Below are 24036 nucleotides of genomic sequence, written 5' to 3'. Positions count from 1 at the left end.
CCGTGACGGTGGCGACGTCCTCGATCCGCCGGGCGCCAGCGGGTGGTCTCCGGCTCCGGATCCGGCGCGATCCGGACCGGCCGCTCCTGCTGTGCGGCCAACTGGCCGATATCGTCGGCGAATTGGCCGAAGACGCGGTGGATGTGACCGCCCTCACCCTGCTCTACGGTCTCCGGTCGGGCACGGAATAGGGAAACCCCGGCCGAATGTCGGTGCCGTGGGCGACGATGTCCGGCATGTCCTATGAACTCCAGGCGCTGATAGGAACATTGGAGCTGCTGACGGTGGCAGCGGCGGAGGTCCCGGTGGCCCGGGTGGTGCCGCTCGCACAGGGGCTGGCGATGCTGCCGGTCACCTCCGCCGTCCTCGCCGCGCTCCAGGGGGACGGCGCCGCCGCCCGTACGTCCGTTGCCCGTACGTCCGTTGCTCATCCGCCCGCCGCCCACACGTCCGCCGCCGGGTCCGGCTTCGGCCGGCACGCGGACGGCTTCGAACTGCGGCTCGCCGCCTGGTCCAAGGCCGGCCCGATCGCCTGCGTCGAGGCCGAGGGCTTCGGCGACGGCGGCATCCGGCGCGCGGCCGTCTGGTCGGACGGGCGGATCGTCCTCGGCCCGCTGGCCGAGGGGGAGTCGGTCGAGGGGGAGTCGACCGAAGGGGAGCCGGTCGCGGGGGAGTCGGTCGAGGGAGAAGGGGGCGATCCGATCTCCCGGGCCCTGCGGCTGCTCGGCGTCCGGGTCACGGCGGGCCGCGTCGACGAGTGCGACGCGGTCGGCCTGTCGGCCCACCGCAGCACCACCGGCTGGGCGGCGGCGGTCGGTTGAGCCGGCCGCACCGTTCGGCGTACCTGCGGTGGCTGTGTCCGGAGTGCTGCCCCACGGTGTGAAGCAGGCGATCTCGCCTGGTTCACAGTGAGAGGAAGCAGTACTCATGCGTGCCACCCGGATGGCCGCCGTGCTGACCGTGACCGCAGCGCTCGCGCTGACCCCGGTCACCACGGCGACCGCCACCGCCGTAGGCAACGAGGCCGCGGCTCCCCGTACCACCGTCTCCGACACCTCCGCCCGGGCCGTCCCGGTAGTCCCGGCCTTGCCTGGCTTGCCGGGCGCCGTCCCGGCAGTCCCGACCGTCCCGACCCTGCCGGGCGCCCTCCCGGCCACCGCCCCGGCGCCCCCGGCGTCGCTCCCGGTGGCGGTCCCGGACCCGAGCGCCGCCCTCGGGGCGGTCGGCGACCTCGTCAACCTGGTCACCGGCCTGCTCTCGACGGTCACCTCCGCCGCCACCCCCGACCTCAGCGCCGTCCAGCAGCTCCTCGCCACCCTGCAGAGCACGCTGCAAGCACTGCTCGGCCAACTTCCGATCCCGCCGGTGACCCTCCCGTCCCCGCCGACGCTCCCCACCGGCGCCGGTGCCGCGGGTGCCGATGCCGGTGCCGGCCGGACGTCCCTGCCCGACCGGCTCGCCGCCCTGCGGGCCCAGGCCGAGGCCCTCACCGCCGCGACCAGCCACCACCCCGCCACCGGCTGACCCCGCCCGCCGGCAGCGCGGCGGCACGGCAGCACGGCAGCACGGCGGCCCCGCCCCCGGACCGGGGAGCGGGGCCACCGCCGTTCCCGGTCCCGGCCCCGGCCGGGGGCGGGTCAGCCGAGGGCGGCAGCGAGCCCCGGCTTCGCCGCGAGCCGCTGGTAGAGGACGGTGCGGGACCGGCGGGTGCGCCGCACGAGCCCGGCGCGGTGGAGGATCTGCAGGTGGTAGGAGACCGTCGCCGGGCTCAGGCTCAGCCGGGCGGCGAGCTCGCCGGTCGTGTGCGGCTGGGAGAGCTCGGCCAGCAGCTTCGCCCGGGTCGCGCCGAGCAGTTCGTCACCGCCCGAGCCCGGGAGACAGTCGTTCGGCGCGGCCGGGTAGACGATCAGCGGCGTGCGGGGGGCGGGCACGTCCGGGGGCTCGGCGGCGCAGACGACCGCTCGGCCCGAGAAGACGCTGGGGACGAGGATCACGGAGTCGGCGTCCAGGATCGGCTGGACCGCGTGCGAGGCGAGGAGGCGGATCCCGACGACGCCGTCCTCGTCCAGGCTCAGGTTGGGGGCCAGCTGGTTGACGGTGTGCGTGATCCCGTGCAGAACGATCGCGGAGGCGCGGGCGGCGATCTCGGCCTCCATGTGGGCCCGGATGCCGGGCCACCGGGGCGCGAGGGCGGCGTGCCAGAACTGCTCCAGCTCCGCCGCGACCCGCTGCGCCAGGTACTCCTCGCCCCGCTCCATCGCCGCCAGCAGCAGCCGGGGCGGCCGGTGGGCCCCGGTCCGGTCCCAGGCGTGGCCGTCGAGCGCCGACGACAGCTCGTACCGGACCCGCTCGGCGGGCGTGGTGGCGATCTGGTGCAGCGTGCTGTCCAACGACGCCTGGAACCCGGTGGGTTCGGGCCGCAGGAAGTCGGGGGAGTAGCCGAGCGGCCCGCCGCCGCCGACCACGGCCAGCAGTCCCAGGTTCCGTTCCGACAGGGCCTGGACGGCCTTCGCCCGCCACCGCGCGCCGAGCAGGTGCGGGTAGCGGCCGAGCGCGAAGAGCAGGTCGTTGGCGACGCCCACCTGCGACATGGCGAACCTGACCCGCCCCAGCCCCTGCGCCCCCAGGTCGAACCGGATCATGGGCAGCTCCCCCCAGCGCGCGATCGCCGTCGAGGGCATCGAATCACCGGACGGCCGACCCGGCACCCGGTTCCCCGGATCCCGCGCCCGACACAGCGGCTCCCCGGGCCGGGAGGCAGGTCCTCCCGGCCCGGGGAGCCGCTGTTCCCGCTGGACTAGCGGTAGTTCACGAACTGGATGGCGAAGTCCAGGTCCTTGCCCTTGAGCAGGGCCTGCACGGCCTGGAGGTCGTCGCGGCTCTTGGAGCTGACGCGCAGTTCGTCGCCCTGGACCTGGGCCTTGACGCCCTTCGGGCCTTCGTCACGGATGATCTTCGCGACCTTCTTGGCATCCTCCGTGGTGATGCCCTCCTTGATGTTCGCGAAGATCTTGTACTCCTTGCCGGACAGCTGCGGCTCGGCGGCGTCCAGGGCCTTGAGCGACAGACCGCGCTTCACGAACTTGGTCTGCAGCACGTCGAGGATGGCCCGGACGCGCTCCTCGCCGTTGGCCTTCATCTCGATCTTCTCGCCGGACCGGCTGATCTCGCCGCCCACGCCCTTGAAGTCGAAGCGGGTGGCGATCTCGCGGGAGGTCTGGTTGATCGCGTTGTCGACCTCCTGCCACTCGACCTTCGAGACGATGTCGAAACTGGAGTCGGCCATGGGTGTCAATCTCCTCGATGCTGTGGCGTCACTGGCACGGCCCGCCCCACCGGGCGTCCGCCGCCACAGCCTATCCAGCGCCACCCCGCCGCCGCCTGCGACGACCACGCGCCGTCCCTTGATCGTCGCGTCCCCAATCGAGTGGCGAAGCACCCCCCCGGATCAGGTATGGTTTACCAAGTCGAACGGGGCGAACACCCCCGAACGGCGAACATCCTGGCTGGTTGCCCGAGCGGCCAAAGGGAGCAGACTGTAAATCTGTCGCGCAAGCTACGCAGGTTCGAACCCTGCACCAGCCACAGGATAGAGAAACGGCCCCCGATCTGCGGAAACGCGGATCGGGGGCTTTTTCGTGCGTTCGGGCGGGGTGTGGGTGTTATTGCGTATGGCTTGCAATTGCGTCCTGGGGGCAGCAGAGTGGGGGCCGGGGGTGGGAGTCCTTCGACCGAGCTGATCGTCTTCCCAACCGGCGCCCGCCGGGACAGCGGCTCATCCCACCCCCGCCAGACGGCGGAGGCCGGCCGGGAGGGGTGTCAAGGGCGCGTCAAAGGCGCTCGGGGCGGCGTCAGGAACGCGTAGGGGCCGCGGGCGCCGGGGGGCGCGGGCCGCAGGATCGGAGCACGTACCGACTGCGGAGGTTCCGTCCGATGTCCAGCGCCACCACCATCCCGGCCGTGACGGCCGAGCCCGAGCCGCCTGATACCGGGGCCGGCGACGAGCGGCACCGCCTGACGGCGTCGGGCGGGCTGGCGGCGCTGTCGCTGGACGCGATGGCCTCGGTGGCGTACGGACCGGAGTCGATCGTGCTGGTGCTGGCCGCGGCCGGCGGGTACGGGCTGGGCTTCACGCTGCCGGTCACCGCGGCGATCGCCGTCCTGCTCGCGGTGCTGGTGGCCTCCTACCGGCAGGTGATCGCGGCGTTCCCGGACGGCGGCGGCTCGTACGCGGTGGCCAAGGCGCACCTGGGCCGCCGGACGGCGCTGACCGCGGCCGCGTCGCTGGTGATCGACTACATCCTGAACGTCGCGGTCTCGGTGACCGCCGGCGTGGCCGCGCTGACCTCGGCCGTGCCCGGCCTGTACGGCGACCGGGTCTGGATCTGCCTGGGCGTGCTCGCCCTGGTGACGGCGGTGAACCTGCGCGGGATAGCCGAGTCCGCCCGCTGGTTCATGGCGCCCACGGCCGTCTTCGTCCTCGCCGTCATGGCGATCATCGTGGTCGGCCTGTTCCGGGACGCCCCGGTGAGCACCGAGGCCGCCGCGGGCCACGCCTCCGTGCTGGCCGAGAACGCCACCGCGGTCGGGGCGCTGCTGCTGCTCAAGGCCTTCGCGGCCGGCTGCTCCGCGCTGACCGGCGTGGAGGCGGTGGCCAACGCCGTCCCGTCCTTCCGCACCCCGCGGGTGAAGCGCGCCCAGCACACCGAGGTCGCGCTGGGCGCGCTGCTCGGCGTGATGCTGATCGGCCTGGCCGTGCTGATCGGCCGCTTCCACCTCCAGCCGGTCGACGGCGTCACCGTGCTCGCCCAGCTCGCCGACGCCTCGCTCGGCCACGGCGTCGGCTTCTACGTCGTCCAGTTCGCGACCGTGGTCCTGCTCGGCCTGGCTGCCAACACCTCCTTCGGCGGCCTGCCGGTGCTGCTCGACCTGCTCGCCCGGGACAACCACCTGCCGCACGTGTTCGCGCTGCGCGCCGACCGCCAGGTGTACCGGTACGGCGTGCTGTTCCTCGCCGTGGTCTCGGCGGTGCTGCTGGCCGGCTCCGGCGGGGACGTCAACAGCCTGGTGCCGCTGTTCTCGATCGGCGTCTTCGTCGGCTTCACCATCTGCCAGGTCGGCATGGTCCGGCACTGGTTGCGCGGCCGGCCGGACGGCTGGCGGTGGAAGGCGGCGCTGAACGGCTTCGGCGCGCTCCTGACCGGTGTCGCCGCCCTGGTGGTCACCGGCACCAAGTTCACCGAGGGCGCCTGGGGCATCGTCGTCGCCCTGCCGCTGCTGGTCCTGCTGTTCGAGGCGATCCACCGCAGCTACGAGCGGATCGGGGAGCGGCTGGAGCTGGGCCGGGTGCCCGGCGCGGTGACCCGGCAGCGCAGCCTGGTCGTCGTCCCGGTGACGGCGATCACCCGGCTCACCCGGGACGGCCTGTCGGCGGCGCTCTCGCTCGGTGACGAGGTCCTGGCGGTGACCGTGGTGCACGAGGCCGCCCGGGCCGAAGCGCTGCGCCGGGACTGGGAGTTGTGGCAGCCCGGCGTGCCCCTGGTGGAGCTCGCGGACGACCACCGCCGGCTGGGCCGGCCGATCGCCGAGTTCGTCAACCGGCTCGGCACGGAGCACGTCTACGACCGGCTCACGGTGCTGATCCCCGAGGTGGAGCCGGCCCGCTGGTGGCAGCGGGCGCTGCAGAACCGGCGCGGCGCGGTGATCGACCGCGCGCTGCGGCGGCACACCGACGCGGTGGTGTGCCGGCTGCGGATGCGGATGTGACGGGCGCGGCGTGAGCGGCGAACGGCCTCGGACGGCACCTGTCGTCCGAGGCCGTTCGCCGTCCCCCCAACCGCCTCCGCAACCGTCCCCCCAACCGCCCACCGCCCGCCCGCCACTCGCCCACCGCCCGCACGCGTCAAGGTCGCGTCAACGCCGCGCTATCACCCGTATGGAGGGCGTCAGGGCTCCGGAACGCGCCCCCGGTGGCTGGTTTGCTCGCATCTGCCGGTCGTCCGCCGGCGCCGCGCGAGGCCTCCGGGCCGGTCCGCGGCAGTCTCCCGAACCACGCTGGTGGAGCCCATGTCCGATCTCATCTACGTCGGTGTCACGGTCGCCGTGTTCGCCGTCATCGCCCTGATCGCGCGGGGGGTGGAGAAGCTGTGAGCGCGGAGAACATCGCAGGTCTGGTCGTGGCCGTCGCGCTCGTCGGCTACCTCGTCGTCGCGCTGATCTTCCCGGAGAAGTTCTGACATGGGATCCACTCTCGCGGGCTGGATGCAGGCCCTCGCCCTCGTCGGGGCGCTGGCCCTCTGCTACCGCCCCCTTGGCGACTACATCGCCAAGCTCCTCACCACCTCGAAGCACCTCAGAGTCGAGCGCGGCATCTACAAGGTGATCGGCGTCGACGGTGACGCCGATCAGCGCTGGTCGGTGTACCTGCGCTCGGTGCTGGCCTTCTCGGCCGTCTCCGTGCTCTTCCTGTACGGCCTGATCCGCCTCCAGGGCTACCTGCTGCTGAACCTGGGCGTTCCGCAGATGGAGGGCCACCAGGCCTGGAACACCGCGATCTCCTTCGTCGCGAACACCAACTGGCAGTCCTACGCCGGTGAGTCCGCGATGGGCCACCTGGCGCAGATGGCCGGCCTGGCGGTGCAGAACTTCGTCTCCGCGGCCGTCGGCATCGCCGTCGTGGCCGCGCTGATCCGGGGCTTCACCCGGAACAGGACGGACCGGGTCGGCAACTTCTGGGTGGACCTCGTCCGGATCAACATCCGGCTGCTGCTGCCGCTCTCGATCGTCTTCGCCCTGGTCCTGGCCGCCTCCGGCGTGATCCAGAACTTCCACGGCTTCACCGAGGTGACCACCCTCTCGGGCGAGGTGCAGAAGATCCCCGGCGGCCCGGTGGCCTCGCAGGAGGTCATCAAGCTGCTCGGCACCAACGGCGGCGGCTTCTTCAACGCCAACTCGGCGCACCCGTTCGAGAACCCGACCGGCTTCTCCAACCTGGTCGAGATCTTCCTGATCCTGGTGATCCCGTTCGCGCTGCCGCGGGCCTTCGGCCGGATGGTCGGCGACAACCGCCAGGGCTACGCGATCCTCGCCGTGATGGGCCTGTTCTGGGTCGCCTCGACGGCCCTGCTGACCTGGGCCGAGGCCTCGCACCAGGGCAGCGCCCTGCAGGCCGCGGGGGCCGCGATGGAGGGCAAGGAGCAGCGTTTCGGCATCGCCGCCAGCACGCTGTTCGCCTCCTCGACCACGCTGACCTCGACCGGCGCGGTGAACTCCTTCCACGACTCGTACACGCCGTTCGGCGGCGGGCTGACGGTCTTCAACATGATGCTCGGCGAGATCGCGCCCGGCGGTGTGGGCTCCGGCCTGTACGGCATGCTGGTGCTGGCGATCGTCGCGGTGTTCGTCGCCGGCCTGATGGTCGGCCGCACCCCCGAGTACCTGGGCAAGAAGCTCGGCGGCCGGGAGATGAAGTTCGCCTCGCTGTACATCCTGACCACGCCGACCCTCGTGCTGGTCGGTACGGGTGTGGCGATGGCCCTGCCGGGCGAGCGGGCCGGGATGCTCAACTCGGGCGCCCACGGCTTCTCCGAGGTGCTGTACGCCTTCACCTCCGCCGCCAACAACAACGGCTCGGCCTTCGGCGGCATCACCGTCAACACCGACTGGTACGACACGGCGCTCGGCCTGGCGATGATCTTCGGCCGTCTCCTGCCGATCGTCTTCGTCCTGGCGCTGGCCGGCTCGCTCGCGCAGCAGCAGCCGGTCCCGGCCACTCCGGGCACCCTGCCCACCCACAAGCCGCTGTTCGTGGGCCTGCTGTCGGGCGTGATCCTGATCGTCGTCGGCCTCACCTACTTCCCGGCCCTGGCCCTCGGGCCGCTCGCGGAAGGTCTTTCCTGATGTCCACCCCCACCCTGAACCCCGCACCGGCCGACACGCCCGACCCGGCCGGCCACGCCGTCCCGCACAGAGTGCGGAGCGGTCTCCTCGACCCGAAGCTGATCGTCGCGTCCCTGCCGGACGCGGTGAGGAAGCTCGACCCCCGGGTGATGGTCAAGAACCCGGTGATGTTCGTGGTCGAGGTGGGCTCGGTGGTCACCACCGTCTCCGCGATCGCCAGCCCGTCCGTCTTCGCCTGGTCGATCACCGTCTGGCTCTGGCTCACCACGATCTTCGCCAACCTGGCGGAGGCCGTCGCCGAGGGCCGCGGCAAGGCCCAGGCCGACACCCTGCGCAAGACCAAGACCGAGTCCGTCGCCCGCCGGCTCACCAACTGGCCCGACAGCGACGCCGAGGAGGAGGTGCCCGGCACCGCGCTGCGGCTCGGCGACCACGTGGTGGTCGAGGCCGGGCAGGTCATCCCCGGCGACGGCGACGTCGTCGAGGGCGTGGCGAGCGTCGACGAGTCGGCGATCACCGGCGAGTCCGCGCCGGTCATCCGCGAGTCCGGCGGTGACCGCTCCGCCGTCACCGGCGGCACCAAGGTGCTGTCCGACCGGATCGTGGTGAAGATCGCCTCGGAGCCCGGCAAGTCCTTCATCGACCGGATGATCGCCCTGGTCGAGGGCGCCGCCCGGCAGAAGACGCCGAACGAGATCGCGCTCAACATCCTGCTGGCCTCGCTGACCATCGTCTTCCTGGTCGCGGTCGTCACGCTCCAGCCGATGGCCACCTTCGCGGGCGCCCCGCAGTCGATGATCGTCCTGGTCGCCCTGATCGTGGCGCTCATCCCGACCACCATCGGCGCGCTGCTCTCCGCGATCGGCATCGCCGGCATGGACCGCCTGGTCCAGCGCAACGTGCTGGCGATGTCCGGCCGCGCCGTCGAGGCCGCCGGCGACGTCAACACCCTGCTGCTCGACAAGACCGGCACCATCACCCTGGGCAACCGCCAGGCCGCCGAGTTCCTCTCGGTGACCGGTGTCTCGACGGACGAGCTCGCGAGTGCCGCGCAGCTGTCCTCGCTGGCGGACGAGACGCCCGAGGGCCGTTCGATCGTGGTCCTGGCCAAGAGCGAGTACGGCCTGCGGGCCCGCGCCCAGGGCGAGTTGACGCACGCCACCTGGGTCCCGTTCACCGCCCAGACCCGGATGTCGGGTGTGGACCTGGACGAGCCGGGAGGGGTGCACCAGGTCCGCAAGGGCGCGGCCGCCGCCGTGTCCAACTGGGTCACCGCCAACGGGGGCCGGGTCACCGACGAGGTCTCCACGCTCGTGGACGGGATCTCGGCCGCCGGCGGCACGCCCCTGGTCGTGGCCACGAAGATCGGCGACGCGCCGGCCAAGGTCCTGGGTGTCATCCACCTCAAGGACGTGGTCAAGGAGGGCATGCGGGAGCGCTTCGACGAGCTCCGCCGGATGGGCATCAAGACCATCATGATCACGGGCGACAACCCGCTGACCGCCAAGGCGATCGCGGAGGAGGCCGGCGTGGACGACTTCCTCGCCGAGGCCACGCCCGAGGACAAGATGGCCCTGATCAAGAAGGAGCAGGAGGGCGGCAAGCTGGTCGCGATGACCGGCGACGGCACCAACGACGCCCCCGCGCTCGCCCAGGCCGACGTCGGCGTCGCGATGAACACCGGGACCATGGCGGCCAAGGAGGCCGGCAACATGGTCGACCTCGACTCCAACCCGACCAAGCTGATCGAGATCGTCGAGATCGGCAAGCAGCTGCTCATCACCCGCGGCGCGCTGACCACCTTCTCGATCGCCAACGACGTGGCCAAGTACTTCGCGATCATCCCCGCGATGTTCGCCGGGGTCTACCCGGGCCTGAGCCACCTCAACATCATGGGCCTGCACAGCCCCCAGTCCGCGATCACCTCGGCGATCATCTTCAACGCCCTGGTCATCATCGGCCTGATCCCGCTCGCCCTGCGCGGCGTGAAGTACCGTCCGTCCGACGCCAGTTCGCTGCTGCGCCGCAACATCGGGATCTACGGCTTCGGCGGCCTGGTGGTGCCGTTCGTCGGCATCAAGCTGATCGACCTGATCGTCCAGTTCATTCCCGGCCTCAGCTGAGAAAGGAGTCCCACCGCAATGTCCAAGCCCCTGCCCGCCATCGTGCGGACCCACTTCACCGCGCTGCGTGTGCTCCTGGTGCTCACGGTGATCCTCGGGGTCGCCTATCCGCTGCTGGTCACCGGCATCTCCCAGGTCGCGTTCAGCGACAAGGCCAACGGCTCGATCGTGAAGTCCGATGGCAAGGAGGTCGGTTCGAGCCTGTTGGGCCAGAACTACAACCTGCCCAAGAAGAACCCGGACGACAAGGAGGAGGTGGCGCTGCCGGACCCGAAGTGGTTCCAGCCCCGCCCCGCCGCGAACGGCTACGCCGGGGACAACTCCGGCGCCAGCAACCTCGGCCCGAACAGCGAGGACCTGCGGAAGAACGTCGACGACCGCCGCAAGGCCGTCGCCGCCTTCGACGGCGTCGACCCGGCGAGCGTCCCGGCCGACGCGCTGACCGCCTCCGGCTCCGGCCTCGACCCGCACATCTCCGTGGCCTACGCCAAGGAGCAGGTCAAGCGGGTCGCCGAGACGCGCAAGCTGTCGCAGGACACCGTCGCCAAGCTCGTCGAGAAGTACACCGAGGGCCGCTCGCTCGGCTTCCTCGGCCAGGAGGGCGTCAACGTCGTCCTCCTCAACAAGGCCCTGGACGCGCCGAAGTGACGTTACGTCGATGGAATGAATGACCGGGCCGGCCCGGGTGCGGGAGCACGTCTCCCGACCCCGGGCCGGCCGACCCGCGTCCGTCACCGTGCACGACCTCCCGAAGGAAGAGCAGCGCCCATGGCCCGCGACCTCACCCCCGGCACCGGCACCCGCCGTGGCCGGCTGAGGGTGTACCTCGGATCCGCCCCGGGGGTCGGCAAGACCTACCGGATGCTGGACGAGGCCCGGCGCAGACAGGAGCGCGGCGCCGACGTGCTGGTCGGCTACATCGAGTGCCACGGCCGCCGCCACACCGAGGCCATGATCGACGGCCTGGAGGTCCAGCCGCGCGTCCACCGCTCCTATCGCGACGCCGAGTTCGAGGAGATGGACCTGGACGGCGTGCTCGCCCGCCGGCCGTCCGTCGTGCTCGTGGACGAGCTGGCGCACACCAACATCCCCGGCGGCCGGCACGCCAAGCGCTGGCAGGACGTCGAGGAGATCCTCGCCGCGGGGATCGACGTCATCACCACCGTCAACATCCAGCACCTGGAATCGCTGAACGACGTCGTCCAGAAGATCACTGGCATCCCGCAGCGCGAGACCGTCCCGGACGAGGTGGTCCGCCGGGCCGACCAGATCGAACTCGTCGACATGGCCCCCCAGGCGCTGCGCCGCCGGATGGCCCACGGCAACGTCTACAAGGCGGAGAAGGTGGACGCCGCGCTCTCCAACTACTTCCGGGTCGGCAACCTCACCGCGCTGCGCGAACTCGCCCTGCTCTGGGTCGCCGGCCGGGTCGACGAGGGCCTGCGCGACTACCGCGCCAGCCACAACATCGACCGGGTCTGGGAGACCCGCGAGCGCGTCGTGGTCGCCCTCACCGGCGGGCCCGAGGGCGAGACCCTGATCCGCCGCGCCGCCCGGATCGCCGACCGGACCGCCGGCGGCGACCTGCTGGCCGTCCACGTCTCCCGCAGCGACGGCCTGGCCGGCGCCTCCTCCGGCGCGCTCGCCCAGCAGCGGCTGCTGGTCGAGACCCTCGGCGGCAGCTACCACGTCGTCGTCGGGGACGACATCCCCACCGCACTGCTCGCCTTCGCCCGCGCCCACGACGCCACCCAGCTGGTGCTCGGCACCAGCCGCCGCGGCCGGATCACCCGCTTCCTCACCGGCCCCGGCATCGGCGAGACCACCGTGGACGCCTCCGAGGACATCGACGTCCACATGGTCACCCACGAGTTCACCGGCCGCGGCCGGCTGCCCTCGCTCGGCCGCCGCCACTCCCGCCGCCGCACCGTCGTCGGCTACCTCGCCGGCCTCGCGCTGCCCTGGCTGCTCACCGCCGTGCTCTCCCAGGCGCACGCCACCATCAACCTCACCACCGACGCGCTGATCTTCCAGCTGGGCGTGGTCATCGTCGCCCTGCTCGGCGGCGCGACCTCCGCCCTGCTGGCCGCGTTCATCGCCTCGGTGCTGCTGAACTACTACTTCATCCCGCCGGTCCACAGCCTGACCATCGGCGAGACCAACAACATCGTCGCCCTGGTGGTCTTCGCCGCCATCGCGCTCGCCGTCTCCACCGTCGTCGACCACGCCGGCAAGCTCACCACCCGCGCCGCCCGGGCCACCGCCGAGGCCGAGACCCTCTCCACCCTGGCCGGCAGCGTGCTGCGCGGCGCCGACGCGCTGCCCGCGCTGCTGGAGAAGTCCCGGACGGCCTTCGGCATGCGGACCGTCACCCTGCTCTCCCGTACGGGCGAGGTGCTCGCCCACTCCGAGGCCGACCACCCGGACGACGGTAGCGGGGAGCACGAGACCACCGAAGTCCCGGTCGGCGCCGACGCGTTGCTCGTCCTCACCGGCCGCCGGCTGCCCGCCGCCGACCAGCGGGTGCTCACCGCCTTCGCCGCCCACGTCGCCGCCGCGCTGGAACGCGACCGGCTGGCCGTGGTCGCCGCCGAGGTCGAACCGATCAAGGCCGCCGACCGGATGCGCACCGCCCTGCTCGCCGCCGTCAGCCACGACCTGCGCACCCCGCTGGCCGCGGCCCTCGCCTCGGTCGGCTCGCTGCGCAGCCCCGACGTCGAGTTCTCGCCCGAGGACCAGGCCGAACTCCTCGCCACCGCCGACGAATCGCTGGTCAAACTCACCCGTCTGGTGGACAACCTGCTCGACATGAGCCGCCTCCAGGCCGGCGCGCTCACCCTGCACCTGACCGAGACCCACCTCGACGAGATCCTGCCCCGGGCGCTCGACAGCCTCCCCGACCCGGACGCACCCGTCCAGCCGCTCGACCTCGACACCACCCCGCCGGTGCTCGCCGACCCGCCGCTGCTGGAACGCGTCCTCGCCAACGTGATCACCAACGCGCTGCGCCACAACGCCCCCGGCGCGCCCGTCCTGGTCACCGCCAGCCACCACGCCGACCTGGTCGAGATCCGGGTGATCGACCGCGGCCCCGGCATCGCCCCCGAGGACCGCGACCGGGTTTTCCTGCCCTTCCAGCGCCTCGGCGACACCGACAACACCACCGGCGTCGGCCTCGGCCTCGCCCTCTCCCGCGGCCTCGCCGAGGCGATGGGCGGCAGCCTGGAGGTCGAGGACACCCCCGGCGGCGGCACCACCATGCTGCTCACCCTGCCTGCCGCCACCACGACCGACTTCGGGGAGGAGCCGGCGCACCATGAGTGAACGACATGAGCGAAGTGAGCAACGTGAGCGAAGTGAGCGAAGTGAGCGAACCACCGGACACCGCGAGATCCTGATCGTCGACGACGAACCCGCCCTGCTCCGCACGCTGCGGATCAACCTCAGCGCCCGCCAGTACGCCGTCCGCACCGCCGCCACCGGCGGCGAGGCGCTGGACCGCGCCGCGCACAGCCTCCCGGACGCCGTCCTGCTCGACCTCGGCCTGCCCGACCTCGACGGCATGGACGTGCTGCGCGGCCTGCGCACGCGCAGCGCGATGCCGATCATCGTGCTCTCCGGTCGGGCCGACGCCGCCGACAAGGTGGGCGCCCTGGACGCCGGCGCCGACGACTACCTCACCAAGCCGTTCCTGATGGACGAGCTGCTGGCCCGGCTGCGGGCCGTGCTGCGCCGCCCGACCGGAGCGGCCCCGCCGGTCCGGCCGGTGCTGGGCGACCACACCGTGGACCTCGCGGCCACCACCGTCACCGGCCCGAACGGCGCGGTGCGGCTGACCCCGACCGAGTGGCGGATCCTCGCCCTGCTGCTGGCCAACCCGGGCCGGCTGGTGCCCGGCCGGCAGATCCTGCGCGAGGTGTGGGGCCCGGCCCAGGAGGCGCGCGGCAACTACCTGCGGGTCTACCTGGCCGGGCTGCGGCGGAAGCTGGAGCGCGACCCGGCCCGGCCCCGGCACCTGATCACCGAGCCGGGGATCGGCTACCGGTACGAGCCGTAGGCGCCGTCCGGCCGCCGTCCGGCCGCCTCCGGCGTCAACGGGCCGTCAAGAGCCGGCCGGTGGGCGACAGGAGAGCGTCAAGGTCGGTCGGGGACGGTGTTCCGTGGGCGTACTGTCGGTCCCGAAGCCGAGCGGGACCTGCTCCAGTGGGGGAGGCCTGGGCCCGCTCCAGCTCGCCGTCGCAAGACGGCCAGCAGGTGGGGGAGGGGCGCGCGACATCCGTCGCGCGCCCCTTGGGCTTCCAAGCCCTCGGCCTCAGCCTTCGGTGCTCCCGGACTGCCGGGGCAGCGCCAGCGCCACGGTGTCGGCGAACTCCCGGACGGCGCTGGTCCGGCTGACCACCCGCCCGCTGTGCACCACCAGCCGGCTGTGCCCGCCGGTGAGCGCCCCGGCCAGGCTGTCCCCGCGCACCGCCAGCAGCTCCGCCGGGAAGCCGGCGTCCACCCGTACCGGCGGCAACCCGAGCACCGCCCGGGCCTGGTTGGCCACCGCGTCGTACGCCGTCTCCAGGTCCAACTCCCCGCTCGCCGCGAGCAGGTAGGCCGTCCCCAGCGGATCCGCCCGGCCGACCGGGTTCGACGGGTCCCGCAGCGCTCCGCTGCCCGCCGCGAGCGGCACCCGGGCCTCCGCCAACTCCCGCAGCAGGCCCGGCCGCAGGCCGGTGGCCGGGCCCTCCAGCCCGGTGCAGCCGCCGGTCTGCGGCAGACAGACCACCCGCACCCCGCCGCTCGCCAGCGCGGTGGACGCACCCGGCGGCAGCGCCCCGCACGGGCCGAGCGTCACCCGCGGCCGCAGCGGCGCCAACGCGCTCGCCATCCGGGCCAGTTGGGGCGCCTCGGCGGCGGTGGTGTGCAGGTCCACCGGGCAGTCCGCCTCGCGGGCGGCCTCCAGCAGCAGCTGCACGTAGCCGGCCGGGTCCGGGTCCAGCTCCGGGCAGCCGCCGGCCGCGGTGGCGCCCAGCTTGAGCGCCTCGCGCAGCTGCGCCCGCCCGTCCGCGCCGGCCCGGCCGGTGAGCAGCCGGGGCATCGCGACGGCCTGCAGCTCGGCGAGCCCGCGCAGCGCCTGCCGGGCGGTGAGCACCGCCTCCAGCCGGCGCAGCCCGTGCACGTCGCCGATCCGGACGTGGGTGCGCTGGGCGGTGGCGCCGTAGCCGAGCGAGGTGAGCGCGGCCTCGGTGACCCGGCGGGTGAGGTCGGTCGCGGTCTCCGGGGGCGGGGCGGCCAGGGCGGCGGAGAAGGCGGCGTCGTAGTGGGCGTGCGGCTCGGCGGGGGCGGGCAGCAGCAGGTAGCCCCGCAGGTCGATCCGGGCGCCGGTGGTGACGGTGGGGGCGCCGGGCAGGGCCTGCAGCGGGCCGAGGCTGCCGACCGTGCCGACCGCCTGGATGCGGTCGCCGCTGATCCGGACGTCCACCACCCGGCCGTCCATCAGCCGGGCGCCGGTGAGCAGCAGGACCGGGCCGTGCCCGAGGGGGTTGGCCGCCGGGCCGGGCCCGGAGTGCGGCCCGTCCGCGGCTGCGCTGTCCATCCTCGGCTCCTTGTCGCGCCGCCCGGTCGGGTGCCAGGGCCGTTCCGGTCAATGAGCGTCGAGCCTATGGGGCCGGGCGGCGGGCCGCCGGGAGGCGGGCAATAGTCGTATCGGGTCGGGCCGCGGCCGGGCCGTGGTGAGCGCGGCCGGGCGGGGCCGGTCGGTGGGGCCGGGCCATCGGGTTGGCGGGCCGCTCGAACTCCCGGCCTTGGATCGTCCGCCCGTCCACCGCGTCGACCTGCGGACTTCGCCGCGGGATACGGATTTCACCTCTGGGCGCGGAACGTGTAATCTCTTCCTCGTTCGCCCCTATAGCTCAGTCGGTAGAGCGTCTCCATGGTAAGGAGAAGGTCTGCGGTTCGATTCCGCATGGGGGCTCTGGTGAGAAGCAGTCAGTTTCGGCTGTGCTGCGGATCACTGTGGCGGTGTAGCTCAGTTGGTAGAGCAAGCGGCTCATAATCGCTGTGTCACCGGTTCAAGTCCGGTCACCGCTACCCCGCGTAGTCGGTCGGGAGATCGCACTCCCGGTCGGCTACTCTTGTTGTGTTCTTATTCGTTGTCCAAGGAAGGCACTCCCGTGGCTGCCACCGACGTCCGCCCGAAGATCACGCTGGCCTGCGTGGAGTGCAAGGAGCGGAACTACATCACCAAGAAGAACCGGCGTAACGACCCGGACCGTCTTGAGATGAAGAAGCACTGCCCCCGCTGCAACTCGCACACCGCGCACCGCGAGACCCGCTGACCCTTTCGCAGGGCTGTCGGGCCTGTGTGATTCAGGTCTTCGACTCCGGGCCGCATCCCTCACGAGGGATGCGGCCCGGAGTCATTTGCGCATTCCGTTCGACCCTTGTCCATCCGTGTTCCGAGGAGCTGCCATGGCGCTCGACCCCTCCTTCATCGGGCGTAGTTACCCGCCCACCGAGCCGTACGAGGTCGGCCGGGAGAAGATCCGTGAGTTCGCGGTCGCGATCGGGGACGCCAACCCCGCGTACACCGACGCGGAGGCGGCGAAGGCGCTCGGCCACCCGGACGTGATCGCCCCGCCGACCTTCCCGTTCGCGATCACCTACCGCGCGGCCGGCCAGGTCGTCGAGGACCCGGAGCTGGGCCTGGACTACAGCCGGGTGGTGCACCGTGACCAGCAGTTCCGCTACACCCGCCCGGTGGTGGCCGGCGACCGGCTGGCCGTCGAGGTGACCATCGACGCCATCAAGACGCTGGCGGGCAACGACGTGCTCACCGTGCGCGGTGAGGTGACGGACGCCACCGGCGAGCACGTGGTGACGTCGGTCATGACGCTGGTGGCCCGGGCCGCCGACGAGACGGGGGAGTGAGCGGCATGGCGATCAGCTACGACGAGGTCGAGGTCGGCACCGAGCTGCCGGCGCAGTCCTTCCCGGTGACCCGCGCCACGCTGGTGCAGTACGCGGGCGCCTCCGGCGACTTCAACCCGATCCACTGGAACGAGAAGTTCGCGCTGGAGGTCGGCCTGCCGGACGTCATCGCGCACGGCATGTTCACCATGGCCGAGGCGGCCCGCGTGGTCACCGACTGGGTCGGCGACCCGGCCGCGGTGATCGAGTACGGCGTGCGCTTCACCCGGCCGGTGCCGGTGCCGAACGACGGGGTCGGCGCGGTGATCGAGGTCACCGCCAAGGTCGCCAAGAAGCTGGACGACCGCACGGTGCAGGTCGACCTGGTGGCCACCACGGGCGGGCAGAAGGTGCTCGGGATGTCCAAGGCGGTCGTCCGCCTGGCCTGAGGCCGAACGGGCGTGCGCGGCGGGCTCCGGGAAGCGGGTGCCCGCCGCGACGCGCGTCCTTGCCAAGGTAGTGATTGGCCACTAACTTGGGAGACATGGCGAAGTCGAGCATCCGGATGACCGCGGAGGAGCGGCGCGAGAGCGTCGTCCGGGCCGCGATGATCGAGTTCGCCCGGGGCGGGTACCACGGCACCTCGACCGAGGCGATCGCCCGCCGGGTCGGCGTCTCGCAGCCGTACCTGTTCCGGCTGTTCCCGGGCAAGCAGGCGATCTTCTCGGCCGCCGCCGAACGCTGCATCGAGGAGACCTGGCGGGCCTTCGACGAGGCCTCGGCCGGGCTGTCCGGCGAGGAGGCCGCCGAGGCGATGGGTGGCGCCTACCTGGCGCTGGTCGAGGACCGCGAGCAGCTGATGATGCAGATGCAGCTCTACGTCTCGGTCTTCGCGGCCAGGGCGGCCGGCGAGGACGAGGTCGGGGAGACCGCCAGGCGGCTGTGGGAGAGCCTGTTCGAGCGGGTCAGGGTCCGGCTCGGCGGCGACCTGAAGAGCGCCACGGCGTTCTTCGGCCAGGGGATGCTGATCAACACGCTGGTGGCGCTCGGATTCCCCCAGGAGCACCGGATCTGGGGCGGCTTCGACGAGTGCGGGCAGGGCGGCGAGGCCGAGTAGCGCGGCCGCACGGTGATCCGTGCGGCCGTTTTTCGGCCCCGCAAAGTTATTGAGCAATAACTACCTAGAGGAATCCGGGAGAAGTCATGACGGAGAGACCGGCCCTCGGCAGGGCCGCGACCTGGACCCTGGTGGTCGTCAGCGTGGCCGGCTTCATGGCGGCGCTGGACAACCTGGTCGTCACCACCGCACTGCCGTCGATCCGCGAGGAACTCGGCGGCGGCCTGTCCGACCTCGAATGGACGGTCAGCGCCTACACCCTGAGCTTCGCCGTCCTGCTGATGTTCGGCGCCGCGCTCGGCGAGCGCTTCGGCCGCCGCCGCGTCTTCCTGGTCGGCCTGGCGGTCTTCACGGCCGGTTCCGCCGCCGCCGCGCTCTCCCCGGGCATCGGCGAGCTGATCGCCGCCCGCGCCGTCCAGGGCGCCGGGGCCGCGGTGATGATGCCGCTCACCCTCACCCTGCTCACCGTCGCCGTGCCCGAGGCCAAGCGGGGACTGGCCTTCGGCATCTGGTCGGGCGTCAGCGGCCTCGCCGTCGCCGCCGGACCGCTGATCGGCGGCAGCCTGACCGAGCACTTCTCCTGGCAGTGGATCTTCTGGGTGAACGTCCCGGTCGGGCTGGTCCTGCTGCCGTTGGCCTTCCTCCGGCTCGGCGAGAGCCGGGGCGCCGACCGGGCCCTGGACGTGACCGGGACGGCGCTGGTCAGCCTGGGGATGTTCGGGATCGTCCTCGGCCTGATCCGCGGCAACCCGGACGGCTGGAGCAGCCCGCCGGTCCTCGGCTCCCTGATCGCCGGCGGTGTGCTGCTGGCCGCGTTCGTCGGGTACGAGCAGTGGTTCGCCGCCCACCCGATGCTCCCGATGCGGCTGTTCCGCGGCCGGGCCTTCTCGGCCGTCAACGCGGCGAGTCTGCTGATGTACCTGGGGATGTTCGGCTCGATCTTCCTGATCAGCCAGTACCTCCAGGGCGTCGGCGGCTTCAGCCCGCAGGAGGCCGGCATCCGGATGCTGCCGTGGACCGCGATGCCGCTGCTGGTCTCGCCGGTCGCGGGCATCGTCTCCGACCGGATCGGCGGCCGGCCGATCGTGGTCACCGGGTTGGTGCTCCAGGCCGCCGGGCTGGCGCTGTTCGGCCTCGTCGCCGACGGCGGCACCGGGTTCGACTACGGGGCGCAGATCCCCGCCATCGTGCTCTGCGGGATCGGCATGTCGCTGTACTTCGGCCCGACCGCCCAGCTGGTGATGGCGAGCGTCCGGCCGCAGGAGCAGGGGATCGCCTCCGGCGCCAACAACTCCCTGCGCGAGGTCGGCGGGGCGCTCGGGATCGCCGTCCTCTCGGCGGTGTTCTCGGCGCAGGGCGGCTACCGGTCGGCGCAGGCCTTCACGGACGGGCTGGTGCCGGCGCTGTACGTCGGCGCGGCGGCGGTCGCGGCGGGGGCGGTCGCCGCCGCGCTCATCCCGCGGCGGCGCGCGGCCGTGGCGGTCGGGGAGCGGTCCGCGGAACCGGCCCGGCCCGCGCGCGTCTGAACCGGAGGCGGGTGGCAGGGGTGCCGGGGGGCACCCCTGCCACCCGTACGCTGGTGGGCGTGCTGGTAGAAAACGACGCCCCCCTCGCTCCGCTGACCACGCTGCGGCTCGGCGGCCCGGCCCGCCGCCTGGTGACCGCCCACACCGACGACGAGGTGATCGCCGCCGTCCGCGAGGCCGACGCGGCCGGCGAGCCGCTGCTCGTCCTCGGCGGCGGCTCCAACCTGGTGATCGGCGACGCCGGGTTCCGGGGCACCGTGCTGCGGATCGCCACCACCGGCTTCGCGCTGGACGGCACCGTGCTGGAGCTGGCGGCCGGCGAGGTCTGGTCGGAGGCGGTCACCCGCACCGTCCGCGAGCACGGCCTGGCCGGCATCGAGTTCCTGGCCGGCATCCCCGGCTCGGCCGGCGCCACCCCGGTGCAGAACGTCGGCGCGTACGGCCAGGAGGTCGCCCAGACGATCACCGAGGTGGTCGCGTACGACCGCACGGCCGGGGAGACGGTCGTGCTGACGAACGCCGAGTGCGCGTTCTCCTACCGCCACAGCCGCTTCAAGGCCGAGCCCGACCGCTACGTGGTGCTGCGGGTGCGGTTCGCCCTGGCCGACGAGGCCGGGCTGTCCACCCCGGTCAAGTACGCCGAGGTCGCCAAGCACTTCGGTGTCGAGCAGGGCGAGCGGGTGCCGCTGGCCCGGGCGTACGAGGCGGTGCTGGGGCTGCGCGCGGGCAAGGGCATGGTGCTGGACCCGGCGGACCACGACACCTGGTCGGCCGGCTCCTTCTTCACCAACCCGGTGCTCACGGCCGCGCAGTACGAGTCCTTCCGGACCCGCCCGGGCGCCGAGAACGCCCCCGCCTACCCGGCCCCGGAGGGCTGCACCAAGACCTCGGCGGCCTGGCTGATCGACCGCTCGGGCTTCGGCAAGGGCTACGGCAGCGGCCCGGCGACGCTCTCCACCAAGCACACCCTGGCGCTCACCAACCGCGGCTCCGCCACCGCCGAGGACCTGCTGGCGCTGGCCCGGGAGATCCGGGACGGCGTCCGCGAGGCCTTCGGGGTGGAACTGGTGAACGAGCCGGTGATGATCGGCGTCGAGCTGTAGCGGAAGCCGGCCCTAGACCGCCACCGGCACCCCCACCAGCCAGGCGTCGATCTCCGCCAGCAGCTCCTTGCGGACGGCCTCCGGCGCGCACGAGCCGCGCACCGACTGCCGTGCCAGCTCGGCGAGTTCGGTGTCCGAGAAGCCCAGTACGTCACGCGCGAGCTCGTACTGGGCGGCCAGCCGGGTGCCGAACAGCAGCGGGTCGTCCGCGCCGAGCGCCAGCGGCACCCCGGCGTCGAACAGCTTGCGCAGCGGGACGTCCTGCGGCCGCTCGTAGACCCCGAGCGAGACGTTGGAGGACGGGCAGACCTCGCAGGTGACCTGCCGGTCCGCGAGCCGTTCCATCAGCCGCCGGTCCTCGGCGGCCCGCACGCCGTGGCCGATCCGGCCGGCGCCCAGGTCGTCCAGGCAGTCCCGGACGGACTCGGGCCCGGCCAGCTCGCCGCCGTGCGGGGCGGCGAGCAGCCCGCCCTTGCGGGCGATCTCGAAGGCCCGGTCGAAGTCCCGGGCGAGGCCGCGGCGCTCGTCGTTGGAGAGGCCGAAGCCGACCACGCCGTGGTCGGCGTAGCGGACGGCCAGCCGGGCCAGCGTCCGGGCGTCCATCGGGGACTTCATCCGGTTCGCGGCGACCAGCACCCGGATGCCCACCCCGGTGGCCGCGGCGGCGTGCTCGACCGCGTCCAGGATCAGCTCCAGCGCGGGGATCAGTCCGCCCAGCCGGGGCGCGTAGGAGGTCGGGTCGACCTGGATCTCCAGCCAGCGGGAGCCGTCCAGCCGCTCGTCCTCGGCGGTCTCCAGGACCAACCGGCGGATGTCCTCCTCGTCCCGCAGCACCGAGCGGGCGGTGTCGTACAGGCGTTGGAAGCGGAACCAGCCGCGCTCGTCGGTGGCCCGCAGCTTGGGCGGCTCGCCGGAGCTCAGCGCCTCCGGCAGCCGGACGCCGTGCTTGTCGGCCAGCTCCAGCAGGGTGGCGGGCCGCATCGAGCCGGTGAAGTGCAGGTGCAGGTGGGCCTTCGGGAGGCCCCTGACGTCTCGCGGATTCAACAGGCGTTCCATTGACGAATACTGCCGCATCGGGCCCCCGAACGGGAACCGCCCTCTTTCGATCCCCCGAAGGGGTGAAAGAGGGCGGTGTGCCGAGTGAGTCCCGTGCGCCGCGTTGACGGGGACGTCGGGCGGGGGACGTCAGTCGCGGGCCTCGCCGAGCAGCTTCTGGATCCGGCTGATGCCCTCGACCAGGTCCTCGTCGCCGAGCGCGTAGGAGAACCGCAGGTAGCCGGGGGTGCCGAAGGCCTCGCCCGGGACGGCGGCGACCTCGACCTCGTCCAGGATCAGGCTCGCCAGCTCCGCGGAGGTCTGCGGACGCTGCCCGCGGATCTCCTTGCCCAGCAGGCCCTTGACCGACGGGTACGCGTAGAAGGCGCCCTCGGGCTCGGGGCAGACGACGCCGTCGATCTCGTTGAGCATCCGCACGATGGTCCGGCGGCGGCGGTCGAAGGCGGTGCGCATCTCGTGCACCGCGGACAGGTCGCCGGCGACGGCGGCGATCGCGGCGCGCTGCGCGACGTTGGAGACGTTCGAGGTGGCGTGCGACTGCAGGTTGGTCGCGGCCTTGATCACGTCCTTGGGGCCGATCACCCAGCCCACCCGCCAGCCGGTCATCGCGTAGGTCTTGGCCACACCGTTGACCACGATGCACTTGTCGGCCAGCTCGGGCAGCAGGGCCGGCAGCGAGGTGAACGTCGCGTCGCCGTAGACCAGGTGCTCGTAGATCTCGTCGGTGAGCACCCACAGGCCGTGCTCCAGCGCCCAGCGGCCGATCGCCTCGGCCTCGGCCTCGGTGTACACCGCGCCGGTCGGGTTGGACGGCGAGACGAACAGCACCACCTTGGTGTTCTCGGTGCGGGCGGCCTCCAGCTGCTCGACCGAGACCTTGTAGCCGGTGGTCTCGTCGGCGACGACCTCCACCGGGACGCCGCCGGCCAGCTGGATCGACTCCGGGTAGGTGGTCCAGTACGGCGCCGGGACGATGACCTCGTCGCCCGGGTCGAGGATCGCGGCGAAGGCCTCGTAGATGGCCTGCTTGCCGCCGTTGGTGACCAGCACCTGGGAGGCGTCCACCCGGTAGCCGGAGTCGCGCAGCGTCTTGGCGGCGATCGCGTCCTTCAGCTCGGGCAGCCCGCCCGCCGGGGTGTAGCGGTGGTTCTTCGGGTCGCGGCAGGCGTCGACGGCCGCCTCGACGATGTAGTCCGGGGTCGGGAAGTCGGGCTCGCCGGCGCCGAAGCCGATCACCGGGCGGCCGGCCGCCTTGAGGGCCTTGGCCTTGGCGTCCACGGCGAGGGTCGCGGACTCGGCGATCGCGCCGATCCGGGCGGAGACCCGGCGGTCGGCGGGGCGGAGGGACTGGTCGGGCTGAGGGGTGGAAGCGCTCATGCCTGCATCGTCGCAGAACCGGGACGGACCGGGCATCGCGGTTCCAGTATCCGTACGGCTCCGTCCGGATCGCGGCGTCCGGAGATCCACCGGTGATCGCCGGGGGCGGCCGGACGATCGCCGCCGGAGCGGTGCTCCCGGAAGAAAGGGGTTCGACCAAACGCCCCTCGACCACGTACACTCGCTGCTCGACGGCCCACCGAAAAAGACCGGAGCCTTCACCGCCTGTACAGACAGCGGGGTTGGATGCGGTAGGTTGGTCGCCACGGAGCCGCGAGGCGCCGTAGGGCAATAGCTCAATTGGTAGAGCACCGGTCTCCAAAACCGGCGGTTGGGGGTTCGAGTCCCTCTTGCCCTGCTGCTTGACCTGCATCTCAGCCCGTTCGCTCCACTGGAGTGAGCGGGCTTGATGCGGAGAGGGCACCGATCAGCATCGTTTGGATCAGCACCGCTTACGCCGGCCGCTCGTGCCCCAACCGGGTGCGATGACGTCCGGCAGGACCCGGATTCAGGTGAGGACGAGTGACGGAGACCACGGGCTCCACCGCAACGCCTGAGAGCGGCAACCCCGAGGGGGCCGACGGCGCTGCCGAGACCACGCCTGTCGACGGCGAGGAGAAGGCGCTCTCGCGCCGCGACCGCAAGCGGGCCAACCGCTCCGGCGAGAAGAAGTCCGGCAAGCGGGCCAAGAAGGGCCTGTTCGCGCGCATGGGCCTGTTCTACCGCCAGATCATCGCCGAGCTGCGCAAGGTCGTCTGGCCGACCAAGGGCGACCTCACCAGCTACACCGCCGTCGTGGTGACCTTCGTCGTCGTCGTGATGGCCTTCGTGGCCGGCCTGGACTACGGCTTCTCCAAGCTGAGCCTCTGGATCTTCGGCTGACCCGAACGCACCGCCTTCGAAACGCTTCCCGACCCGGGCCGATCATCGGTCCGGGTCGA

Annotated in this window: 22 protein-coding genes and 4 tRNA genes; 21 read left to right on the top strand and 5 right to left on the bottom strand. The window is 72.4% G+C overall.

What is annotated here, in order from left to right:
- The 3 genes from VM95_RS06680 to VM95_RS06670 all read left to right on the top strand — a co-directional run.
- Positions 1 to 191, top strand: a 191-nt coding sequence (locus VM95_RS06680) for a hypothetical protein (RefSeq protein WP_157882003.1), incomplete at its 5' end; no start/stop codon positions are given.
- Positions 192 to 236: 45 nt separating this feature from the next.
- Entirely contained in the window at positions 237 to 821 is a 585-nt protein-coding gene (locus VM95_RS06675; RefSeq protein WP_045693108.1) for a hypothetical protein, read from the top strand.
- A 106-nt stretch (positions 822 to 927) separates the two neighbouring features.
- Positions 928 to 1524 (top strand): hypothetical protein, encoded by a 597-nt coding sequence (locus tag VM95_RS06670; protein WP_045693086.1) that lies wholly within the window; start codon positions 928 to 930, stop codon positions 1522 to 1524.
- 113 nt (positions 1525 to 1637) lie between these two features.
- Here VM95_RS06670 and VM95_RS06665 read toward each other — a convergent pair whose 3' ends face one another.
- Together VM95_RS06665 and VM95_RS06660 are read right to left on the bottom strand one after the other, a co-directional pair.
- Positions 1638 to 2642, bottom strand: coding sequence for an ArsR/SmtB family transcription factor (locus VM95_RS06665; protein ID WP_045693085.1), 1005 nt, complete (start codon positions 2640 to 2642; stop codon positions 1638 to 1640).
- A 155-nt stretch (positions 2643 to 2797) separates the two neighbouring features.
- Positions 2798 to 3286 (bottom strand): YajQ family cyclic di-GMP-binding protein, encoded by a 489-nt coding sequence (locus VM95_RS06660; RefSeq protein WP_045693084.1) that lies wholly within the window; start codon positions 3284 to 3286, stop codon positions 2798 to 2800.
- Positions 3287 to 3504: 218 nt separating this feature from the next.
- On the opposite strand from VM95_RS06660, the gene VM95_RS06655 reads away from it, so the two are divergent.
- The 8 genes from VM95_RS06655 to VM95_RS06620 all read left to right on the top strand — a co-directional run bounded on the left by VM95_RS06655 (position 3505) and on the right by VM95_RS06620 (position 14079).
- Positions 3505 to 3585, top strand: a tRNA-Tyr gene (locus VM95_RS06655).
- Between the two features lie 348 nt (positions 3586 to 3933).
- Positions 3934 to 5766: an APC family permease gene (locus VM95_RS06650; RefSeq protein ID WP_078859639.1), complete on the top strand. Its 1833-nt coding sequence runs from the start codon at positions 3934 to 3936 to the stop codon at positions 5764 to 5766.
- Between the two features lie 380 nt (positions 5767 to 6146).
- Positions 6147 to 6236 (top strand): K(+)-transporting ATPase subunit F, encoded by a 90-nt coding sequence (gene kdpF / locus VM95_RS41265; RefSeq protein ID WP_045693083.1) that lies wholly within the window; start codon positions 6147 to 6149, stop codon positions 6234 to 6236.
- A gap of 1 nt (position 6237) precedes the next feature.
- Positions 6238 to 7899 carry a potassium-transporting ATPase subunit KdpA gene (gene kdpA, locus VM95_RS06640; RefSeq protein ID WP_045693082.1) on the top strand — a complete coding sequence of 554 codons (1662 nt, stop codon included), beginning with the start codon at positions 6238 to 6240 and terminating at the stop codon, positions 7897 to 7899.
- On the top strand, positions 7899 to 10022 hold the full coding sequence (gene kdpB, locus VM95_RS06635) for a potassium-transporting ATPase subunit KdpB (RefSeq protein WP_045693081.1): 2124 nt from the start codon (positions 7899 to 7901) through the stop codon (positions 10020 to 10022). The genes kdpA and kdpB overlap by 1 nt, the downstream gene beginning before the upstream one ends.
- A gap of 18 nt (positions 10023 to 10040) precedes the next feature.
- Complete coding sequence (gene kdpC / locus VM95_RS06630) at positions 10041 to 10670, top strand: K(+)-transporting ATPase subunit C (protein ID WP_045693080.1); 630 nt, start codon at positions 10041 to 10043, stop codon at positions 10668 to 10670.
- A gap of 120 nt (positions 10671 to 10790) precedes the next feature.
- Positions 10791 to 13346 carry a sensor histidine kinase gene (locus tag VM95_RS06625; protein ID WP_045693079.1) on the top strand — a complete coding sequence of 852 codons (2556 nt, stop codon included), beginning with the start codon at positions 10791 to 10793 and terminating at the stop codon, positions 13344 to 13346.
- Positions 13339 to 14079, top strand: a complete 741-nt coding sequence (locus tag VM95_RS06620; RefSeq protein ID WP_078859637.1) for a response regulator — start codon at positions 13339 to 13341, stop codon at positions 14077 to 14079. Before VM95_RS06625 ends, VM95_RS06620 begins: the two co-directional genes overlap by 8 nt.
- 255 nt (positions 14080 to 14334) lie before the next feature.
- Here the strand turns inward: VM95_RS06620 and VM95_RS06615 are convergent, their stop codons facing one another.
- Positions 14335 to 15603: an amidohydrolase family protein gene (locus tag VM95_RS06615; RefSeq protein ID WP_045693078.1), complete on the bottom strand. Its 1269-nt coding sequence runs from the start codon at positions 15601 to 15603 to the stop codon at positions 14335 to 14337.
- A 305-nt stretch (positions 15604 to 15908) separates the two neighbouring features.
- On the opposite strand from VM95_RS06615, the gene VM95_RS06610 reads away from it, so the two are divergent.
- The 8 genes from VM95_RS06610 to VM95_RS06575 all read left to right on the top strand — a co-directional run bounded on the left by VM95_RS06610 (position 15909) and on the right by VM95_RS06575 (position 20662).
- Positions 15909 to 15981, top strand: a tRNA-Thr gene (locus VM95_RS06610).
- A 43-nt stretch (positions 15982 to 16024) separates the two neighbouring features.
- A tRNA-Met gene (locus VM95_RS06605) sits at positions 16025 to 16097 on the top strand.
- An 83-nt stretch (positions 16098 to 16180) separates the two neighbouring features.
- Positions 16181 to 16345 carry a 50S ribosomal protein L33 gene (gene rpmG / locus VM95_RS06600; RefSeq protein ID WP_006604855.1) on the top strand — a complete coding sequence of 55 codons (165 nt, stop codon included), beginning with the start codon at positions 16181 to 16183 and terminating at the stop codon, positions 16343 to 16345.
- A 133-nt stretch (positions 16346 to 16478) separates the two neighbouring features.
- Positions 16479 to 16937, top strand: a complete 459-nt coding sequence (locus tag VM95_RS06595; RefSeq protein WP_045693077.1) for a MaoC family dehydratase N-terminal domain-containing protein — start codon at positions 16479 to 16481, stop codon at positions 16935 to 16937.
- 5 nt (positions 16938 to 16942) lie between these two features.
- Positions 16943 to 17365 carry a MaoC family dehydratase gene (locus VM95_RS06590; protein WP_045693105.1) on the top strand — a complete coding sequence of 141 codons (423 nt, stop codon included), beginning with the start codon at positions 16943 to 16945 and terminating at the stop codon, positions 17363 to 17365.
- 95 nt (positions 17366 to 17460) lie between these two features.
- Positions 17461 to 18033 (top strand): TetR/AcrR family transcriptional regulator, encoded by a 573-nt coding sequence (locus VM95_RS06585; RefSeq protein ID WP_244178649.1) that lies wholly within the window; start codon positions 17461 to 17463, stop codon positions 18031 to 18033.
- An 86-nt stretch (positions 18034 to 18119) separates the two neighbouring features.
- Positions 18120 to 19559, top strand: coding sequence for an MFS transporter (locus VM95_RS06580; protein WP_045693076.1), 1440 nt, complete (start codon positions 18120 to 18122; stop codon positions 19557 to 19559).
- A gap of 20 nt (positions 19560 to 19579) precedes the next feature.
- On the top strand, positions 19580 to 20662 hold the full coding sequence (locus VM95_RS06575; protein ID WP_279616816.1) for a UDP-N-acetylmuramate dehydrogenase: 1083 nt from the start codon (positions 19580 to 19582) through the stop codon (positions 20660 to 20662).
- Positions 20663 to 20674: 12 nt separating this feature from the next.
- On the opposite strand, the gene VM95_RS06570 is transcribed toward VM95_RS06575, so the two are convergent.
- Together VM95_RS06570 and VM95_RS06565 are read right to left on the bottom strand one after the other, a co-directional pair.
- The gene (locus VM95_RS06570; protein WP_045693075.1) at positions 20675 to 21718 is read right to left on the bottom strand and encodes an adenosine deaminase; all 1044 of its coding nucleotides are present in this window, start codon (positions 21716 to 21718) and stop codon (positions 20675 to 20677) included.
- 129 nt (positions 21719 to 21847) lie between these two features.
- Positions 21848 to 23095, bottom strand: a complete 1248-nt coding sequence (locus VM95_RS06565) for a pyridoxal phosphate-dependent aminotransferase (RefSeq protein WP_045693074.1) — start codon at positions 23093 to 23095, stop codon at positions 21848 to 21850.
- 285 nt (positions 23096 to 23380) lie between these two features.
- Between VM95_RS06565 and VM95_RS06560 the strand changes: the two genes are divergently transcribed.
- A tRNA-Trp gene (locus VM95_RS06560) sits at positions 23381 to 23453 on the top strand.
- A 164-nt stretch (positions 23454 to 23617) separates the two neighbouring features.
- Positions 23618 to 23977 carry a preprotein translocase subunit SecE gene (secE, locus tag VM95_RS06555; protein ID WP_045693073.1) on the top strand — a complete coding sequence of 120 codons (360 nt, stop codon included), beginning with the start codon at positions 23618 to 23620 and terminating at the stop codon, positions 23975 to 23977.
- Positions 23978 to 24036 lie beyond the last annotated feature (59 nt).

The sequence above is a fragment of the Streptomyces rubellomurinus genome (assembly GCF_000961885.1).
GTDB lineage: Bacteria > Actinomycetota > Actinomycetes > Streptomycetales > Streptomycetaceae > Kitasatospora > Kitasatospora rubellomurina.
The sequence above is the reverse complement of the archived record's forward strand: the minus strand, read 5'-3'. Positions and strand labels throughout refer to the sequence as shown.